Annotated in this window: 12 protein-coding genes; 4 read left to right on the top strand and 8 right to left on the bottom strand. The window is 39.8% G+C overall.

What is annotated here, in order from left to right; all coding sequences use genetic code 11:
- On the bottom strand, positions 1 to 590 hold a 590-nt coding region (locus BLL40_RS16700), incomplete at its 3' end, for an NAD(P)/FAD-dependent oxidoreductase (RefSeq protein WP_143180146.1).
- Between the two features lie 207 nt (positions 591 to 797).
- Between BLL40_RS16700 and BLL40_RS16695 the strand changes: the two genes are divergently transcribed.
- On the top strand, positions 798 to 2,156 hold the full coding sequence (locus BLL40_RS16695) for a sigma-54 interaction domain-containing protein (RefSeq protein WP_245797993.1): 1,359 nt from the start codon (positions 798 to 800) through the stop codon (positions 2,154 to 2,156).
- Between the two features lie 80 nt (positions 2,157 to 2,236).
- Here the strand turns inward: BLL40_RS16695 and BLL40_RS16690 are convergent, their stop codons facing one another.
- The 6 genes from BLL40_RS16690 to BLL40_RS16665 form a co-directional block, all read right to left on the bottom strand.
- Entirely contained in the window at positions 2,237 to 2,587 is a 351-nt protein-coding gene (locus BLL40_RS16690) for a hypothetical protein (RefSeq protein WP_073712969.1), read from the bottom strand.
- A gap of 57 nt (positions 2,588 to 2,644) precedes the next feature.
- A complete protein-coding gene (locus BLL40_RS16685; RefSeq protein WP_073712968.1) occupies positions 2,645 to 2,893 on the bottom strand; it encodes a stage VI sporulation protein F in 249 nt (82 codons plus the stop codon).
- A 21-nt stretch (positions 2,894 to 2,914) separates the two neighbouring features.
- Positions 2,915 to 3,037 carry a YjcZ family sporulation protein gene (locus BLL40_RS16680; RefSeq protein ID WP_083566605.1) on the bottom strand — a complete coding sequence of 41 codons (123 nt, stop codon included), beginning with the start codon at positions 3,035 to 3,037 and terminating at the stop codon, positions 2,915 to 2,917.
- 66 nt (positions 3,038 to 3,103) lie between these two features.
- Positions 3,104 to 3,460, bottom strand: coding sequence for a stage V sporulation protein AE (gene spoVAE / locus BLL40_RS16675; RefSeq protein WP_073712966.1), 357 nt, complete (start codon positions 3,458 to 3,460; stop codon positions 3,104 to 3,106).
- A 17-nt stretch (positions 3,461 to 3,477) separates the two neighbouring features.
- Positions 3,478 to 3,909 (bottom strand): stage V sporulation protein AC, encoded by a 432-nt coding sequence (spoVAC, locus tag BLL40_RS16670; RefSeq protein ID WP_073712965.1) that lies wholly within the window; start codon positions 3,907 to 3,909, stop codon positions 3,478 to 3,480.
- Complete coding sequence (locus BLL40_RS16665) at positions 3,909 to 4,346, bottom strand: YhcN/YlaJ family sporulation lipoprotein (RefSeq protein ID WP_073712964.1); 438 nt, start codon at positions 4,344 to 4,346, stop codon at positions 3,909 to 3,911. The genes spoVAC and BLL40_RS16665 overlap by 1 nt, the downstream gene beginning before the upstream one ends.
- Before the next feature lie 134 nt (positions 4,347 to 4,480).
- Between BLL40_RS16665 and BLL40_RS16660 the strand changes: the two genes are divergently transcribed.
- The gene (locus BLL40_RS16660) at positions 4,481 to 5,020 is read left to right on the top strand and encodes a CotY/CotZ family spore coat protein (protein WP_073712963.1); all 540 of its coding nucleotides are present in this window, start codon (positions 4,481 to 4,483) and stop codon (positions 5,018 to 5,020) included.
- A 29-nt stretch (positions 5,021 to 5,049) separates the two neighbouring features.
- On the opposite strand, the gene BLL40_RS16655 is transcribed toward BLL40_RS16660, so the two are convergent.
- Positions 5,050 to 5,445 carry a CotO family spore coat protein gene (locus tag BLL40_RS16655; RefSeq protein WP_073712962.1) on the bottom strand — a complete coding sequence of 132 codons (396 nt, stop codon included), beginning with the start codon at positions 5,443 to 5,445 and terminating at the stop codon, positions 5,050 to 5,052.
- A 331-nt stretch (positions 5,446 to 5,776) separates the two neighbouring features.
- Here BLL40_RS16655 and fabI point away from each other — a divergent pair, with 331 nt between their 5' ends.
- Together fabI and BLL40_RS16645 are read left to right on the top strand one after the other, a co-directional pair.
- Positions 5,777 to 6,556: an enoyl-ACP reductase FabI gene (gene fabI, locus BLL40_RS16650; RefSeq protein ID WP_073712961.1), complete on the top strand. Its 780-nt coding sequence runs from the start codon at positions 5,777 to 5,779 to the stop codon at positions 6,554 to 6,556.
- Between the two features lie 98 nt (positions 6,557 to 6,654).
- Positions 6,655 to 6,848, top strand: a 194-nt coding sequence (locus BLL40_RS16645; RefSeq protein WP_173799947.1) for a metallophosphoesterase, incomplete at its 3' end; no start/stop codon positions are given.

Genomic DNA, 6,848 nt, shown 5'->3' with positions numbered 1-6,848 from the left:
TCGACGCTATTCTCATGTGCACGGAATTTATCTCTCCGATGAACAAGCGTTACCTCCTCTGCCACAGGCTCAATCATTAATGCCCAGTCAACGGCGGAATCGCCGCCGCCAAATACAACAACACGCTTGCCGGCAAATTGCTGAAGGTTTTGGACGAAATAATGGATGTTCGCGCTTTCAAACTTCTCTTCGCCTTCAATTTTCAATTTACGCGGCTGAAATGCACCATTTCCAGCTGTGATGATAATCGCTTTCGTATAATGAATTTCTTTATTTGTTGTAATTGAAAATACACCGTTCTCCATTCGTTCTATTGTTTCAACGGATTGTTCCAAACTAATAGTCGGTTCAAACTGATTCATTTGTTCCACTAAATTATCGATTAGTTCTTGTGCTCTTACTTTTGGAAACCCTGCAATATCGTATATATATTTTTCAGGATATAAAGCAGATAACTGTCCGCCTAGCTGCGGCAGACTTTCAATGATTTTCACAGATGCTTGTCTCATACCAGCATAAAAAGCCGTGAATAATCCAACAGGCCCGCCACCAATAATGGTAATGTCGTGTATCTCTCTCTCTTCTCCCACCAATCATTCCTCCTGTTCTATTTTCAATAATTGTGGACAGTTGCCTTTTCACCTGTCATATTACTATATGCAAGAGTCGTGCCAACATTAAAATTCACTATTCGTACAACGTTTACTATAAAAATAGATTGATATTTTACAAAATTCGAGTTATATTCAACTCAAGAATCTTCAAAAATGACTCAACTTTTAAAAAGAGGTGTGCAAATGGATAATAAAGGAATTATAGAGATGACATTGGAAACTCTTTTGAAAATTTTAGATTACTCTTCCGATGAAATTTTTGTTCTGGACTGCGAGAAACGAATTATTTATGTAAATCGCGTTTGCGAAAGACATTACGGTTTAAAACCGAAAGATGTTATTGGTAAATATAATGTGGAATTATTTGAAAAAGGATACTGGAAGCCTTCTATTGTGCCGTATGTCTACAAAAATAAAAAGCCATGTTCTTTAAAACAGCAAACTTATATCGGGGCCGAACTTTTAACATCTGCTATTCCAATTTTAAACGATGATGGTGAAATTGATTTTGTTGTCATTACATCAACCGAAATAAAAAACCAAAAAATGGAGCTAGCCGAAGAGGGTAAACTCGAGTTAAATACAACTCATTCTCTTGAAAAAAAGCGCTTTGTAACTAATTCGGAGAAAATTAAACGTATCTTAACATTTTGTGAAAAAGTCGCACCGACTGAATCCACTATTTTAATTCAAGGGGAATCCGGTACCGGAAAGGGTGTTCTATCATCGTTTATTCATAATATTAGTAAAAGGAAAGAGGGATCTTTTTTAACAATCAATTGTGCAGCCATCCCAGAAGATTTATTGGAGTCAGAGTTGTTTGGCTATTCAAAAGGAGCGTTTACAGGGGCGAACAAAACAGGGAAAGCAGGATTGATCGAAGCCGCCGATAAGGGCACTCTTTTCTTAGATGAAATCGGGGAAATGCCCATGCCTTTACAAGCAAAATTGCTGCAGGTTATACAGGACAAACAGTTTATTCCGATCGGCAGCAGTGAAGTAAAGAAAGTCGATGTGCGTATTATTGCGGCAACGAACCAAAATTTGTTACAAATGGTTGAGAATAAGCTTTTTCGGGAGGATTTATTTTACCGGCTGAATGTGATTGATATTTTACTGCCGCCGCTTCGTGATCGAAAAGAAGATATCATCCCTCTCACGTACACCTTTTTAAATAAATTCAATAAAAAATACAATGAAAATAAGGTCATCTCAGAAGAATGTTTAAACATTTTAATTCATTACTCCTGGCCGGGCAATGTCCGCCAGCTGGAAAATTTACTAGAGCGTTTAGTCGTTGTCAGTGATTCGGTCATTCAAATAGCAGATCTCCCCGATATGATCACTGAAAATGTCGGAGATGTCACGCATTTATCCCTTTCCACTACACTTGATAAAGCACTTGATCAAACGACACGTATTTTAATTAGAAAATCGTATCAAAAGTGGAAATCATCTAGAAAAGTGGCGGCCGACCTTGATATTAGCCAAACAAAAGCCTCTAAATTAATTCGAGAGCATTGCCAGGACTTAATGCTATAATTCGCATACAAAAAAGCTTATTCCCGATTGAAGTGAATAAGCTTTTTCTATATATTCATCATGGGGCAATCCTTCTCTCATTATACACGTTGATCAATTTCAAAACCTTTCCTACTAATTTGAGCAAGGTGTACGCGAAATGCTTCATGTTCATGTTGCCGCTTTTTCCTTTGTTCTTCTATACTCATTTGCGGCTTGGCACGATCACGCAAAATTTTATCAAATGATACTTTGGCAGCGGGGTCGATGTAGGAATCATCTCTACTTGATTCATTTAAAACTCGTTCTCTATAATGGCTATACTGATATTGTGGTACCGGCAGCACGTAGCCCATCTTTTCTCTTCCTTTCAAATTAAGATTATGTACATACATATATATGTATTGTTTGACCGTTTTATGTTTCACCAAAACCATTTCTGCTAAAATCACAACCTTCTTCCTGCTTATATGAAAAAAAGAGCGACCTTTCAGCCACTCTTACCATGTTTATTTAAGCATTTTCGTAATGGCATCTATATTCAGCTTTTTGCCATCTTTTATAATCGTTCTGACGAGTTCGTCTTCTACTTGCTTCGGCACCCTTTTACCGGCAAGTGCTGCCGTTTGTGCGATGACCGCGCGAACTGTTCGTTCATCGCGGAAATCAGCATACTGAAGCGAATCAACAAGAGCGAACACGTCGTTCATACGTACGCCTGTTTTTTTCTCAATATTGCCAAAGAACTTGTTGTCCACTGTGGCTCCCCCTTTTACAAATCAATAAAAGCTTGCGCCTACGATGATCAACAAAATGAACAATACAACGATTAAAACAAACGTGCTTGTGCCGCCGTATCCACCGCCGTTTCCGCCGCAGTATCCGCCACCAAAGTAACCCATTGTCATTTCCCCCTTTCTCTGTTCTCTTACTATCATATGGAGAAACAAAAAAAGAGGTTGGGCCACTCACCCTTTTGGTTTAAAAAATATGGCGCCGATAAAACCAAACACTATCGCTGCAGAAATACCCGAACTTGTTACTTCAAACATTCCGGTCAACACACCAACGACTCCATGCTTTTCCGCTTCACTCATCGCGCCGGCCACGAGTGAGTTACCGAAGCTCGTAATTGGAATGGTTGCTCCGGCTCCCGCAAAATCAACAAACGGTTCATATAAATCAAATCCAGCAAGCACAGCACCTGCTACGACGAGTATTGATAATGTATGCCCTGGTGTTAACTTACCGACATCCATCATCAGCTGACCGATCACACATATGAGGCCACCAATAACAAATGCCCAAAAAAACATTGCGATCATTCGTCTCTTCCTTTCCTTTAAAAAACAGATTTAATAAGCGCTACAATAAAAGCAGAAAAAACACCGAATAATATGACCGAACCAGCGAGTTTAAACATATTGCCCCCGACCCCTTGTACAAATCCTTCTGAACGATGTTCAATCGCCGCTGAAATAACAGCGTTGCCAAATCCCGTTACCGGCACCGCACTCCCAGCACCCGCAAACTGACCGAGCCGATCATATACACCGAATCCTGTTAACAGCATGGATAAAAAGATCATGAACGCCACTGTTGGATTCCCTACTGTCTGCTCCGTAAAGTTAAAAAAGAAAATAAAGAAATACGATACCGCTTGACCGATTATACAAATAAGACCGCCTGTCCAAAACGCACGAATGCAATTTTTAAACACCGGCTTTTTCGGTTCGTATTTTGAAGCAAGCTTTTTATAATTCTCCGGCTTCATTAGGCCATCTCCTTTTTCAATTTAATGATTTCAGACAGCCGTTTATTGGCTTCTTCTTCCGTCAGATGGCCCGCTTCCATGTCTTCTTTTAATCGGACCGCTTCGAGGAAAATCTTGTAATCACTCGAAACTACTACTTCTTCCGTACTCTCCATTTCCTGAATACGTTTATCAAGATCTTTTTCAATGTCCTTCATTTTAAATCGGTCAAGATGACGTACTTTATACGCTACGAGCAGCTGATCTTTTCCTTTTATAACAGCCGTATCGTAAATAGTTTCAATCGAATCTGCTTCTTTTTTGATTTTTTCAGCAAATCCATCATGTTTTCCGTCAAGCTGCACAGCATCCGGATCAGCCGTTTCCAAAATCACCGTTCCATCATGTTCTGGTGCACATCCCGCCAGCAGCAAGATGGTAAGTGCCCATTTCTTCATGATATGTACCTCCGTTTTTGATCAGTATGTCCTGAAAACAAAAAAAAATTCTGCTCATGGCGGCAATTGTCCACGCCGAAGAGACCAGAATTCATACAGTATTAATGTACCGATATTTTAAGGAGGAATGTAAAATGGGATGCAATAAGCATCGGGACGATTTTGACAATGAAGACCGGCGTCATCATTCCGAATGCTGCGTTTGCGAGGTTGTACGCGCGATTCGCGACATTCAAGATTCAATAGAAGATGAAGACTGCAGAGACTGCAAAGATTGCTTCGCTGAGCCCCTTGGTGACTTAGACGGTCGACGTCCACGTCGGCGCAATGCAGATACACGTGTGTTCACACTTACAACGAAGAAAGGTAAACCATTTTTCGCTTTCTTTAATCCTGCAGAAACTGATGATGATGATCATTGCAAAACAGGATGTGTTTCCATCTATTTCCGTGTTGAAGATGTGTTTGACAGCTCCTGCGCCCGCCTTCGTGTATTATTGCCGCTTGACCATCACTTTGAGCCCGTTAATCTTGCGGACGATGGCGACATCGACCTCAAAAAAGTATGCAAAGTTCAACACTTTGCAAAGACACGCAGCTGTGTTACCGTTGATTTAAATGAATTTCTTGCCGTTCAGTGTATTAAAGACGTCGACTTAAATGTGTGCCGTTAATGTTAACCCGCCTCTACGGCGGGCTTTTTTCATGTACCGGCAATTCGAACATACACAATTTCTGCAATTGGAACACGAACCGTTTCTTTCCCTTCTTCCTCAAGCACCCACACATTATCTCCATCAAAACGCTCAATAACACCACGTACAGAACCGCTTTTCCATTCAAGCTGACAGGGCACTGGAATTCTGCGCTGCGCCAGGTAGATGACTTTCTCCTCCACATTCATTTCCTTGAACGGGAGTAATCTACCTGATTCTGACGGCGTCTCTTTTGCCACCGGTTTAACCCCTGTTTCTGGCGTTTCATTTATTTCAGGTGTTTCAGGCACTTCACCGGCTTTCGCAATTTCCTGCATAACTGGCTGTACATGCTTAAGCGCTGGCTGTCCGATGTATAAGAGCGGTCCCTGTTCTTTTTTCACGCCTTTAGCACCTCCGCTTTTTATCCAGTATATGCAAAAAAACTATCCGATATGGACAGTTTTCTAAAAAATAATTTCTAATACTATGGAAACTAACGTATTTTTAGGCAAGTCTTATTGATCTAACTGTCCTAAACTAAATGACAACTTATCAACGTTCCCCCCTATTCAACAAGTGTTGACTTAAATTTCTCTTTTTTATAATTAATAAATATTTATTCGTCTCAAACCTAGGATATTTAAATAAAATGTTATAATATATTGTTTAGATAATAAAAGCAGGTATACTAAATATTCATATTAAACTGTACCTATTTCAATGGAGGCTGAAATGGAAGATATACTTAAATTAAAAGGCAAGAATATCGTAGTTATGGGTGTTGCTAATGAACGGAGCTTAGCTTGGGGCGTAGCAGAAGCCCTTTATAAAGCAGGAGCAAATGTAATTTATACATACAGATTGGAACGATCTCTAGGAAAAATAACGAAGCTATTAGAGAAAAATAACTATCCATCAGAATATATTTTCCATTGTGATGTAAATAATGATGATAGTATTCACAAAGCATTTAAAGATATAGGTGAAAAAGTTGGCGTCATTCACGGTTTGGTTCATTCTATTGCCTATGCTCATGCAGAAGACTTAAAGGGTCATTTTGTAGAAACATCTAGAGATGGATATGCATTTGCTCAAGATACTAGTGCCTATTCATTAATTGCCGTAGCAAGAGAAGCTCGTCAATATATGACAGAAGGAGCATCCATTGTTACAATGACTTATCTTGGAGCCGAACGTGTTGTAGATGGTTATAACCTAATGGGCGTTGCAAAAGCTTCTCTTGAAGCCAGTGTGAAATATTTGGCACTCGATTTGGGTAAAGACAATATTAGAGTCAATGCTGTTTCAGCAGGAGCCATTCGAACACTAGCAGCCAAGGGCATTCCAGCTTTTAATACCATTCTTCATCAGATTGAAGAGAAGTCACCATTGAAGAGAAATGTGACTCAAGAAGAAGTAGGCGACATGACTCTTGTTATACTGAGCCATCTTTCTAGAGGCGTCACTGGTGAAATTATTTATGTAGACTCTGGTTACAATATATTGGGGTAGTATAGAGACACGTAAATCAATAAGGTTATTTATGAAAAAAGACCGTTTTCGGTCTTTTTTATATTGCGAAAAATGTATATTTTCAAGGAGGCGTTTTGATGAACTTAGATATTATTGGTGACATACACGGCTGTTTAGATGAATTTCGTGCATTAACGATGAATCTTGGCTATTCGTGGGACTCGGGCATTCCTATTCATCCCGCTGGCCGGACGCTCGCTTTTGTCGGCGACCTGACAGATCGCGGTCCTGATTCTGTTCGCGTTCTTGATATCGTTTGCCGTCTGTTTGA

The sequence above is a fragment of the Domibacillus mangrovi genome (assembly GCF_001906925.1).
GTDB classification, from domain to species: Bacteria; Bacillota; Bacilli; order Bacillales; family Domibacillaceae; genus Domibacillus; species Domibacillus mangrovi.
This window is presented reverse-complemented; position numbering and strand designations above follow the sequence as displayed.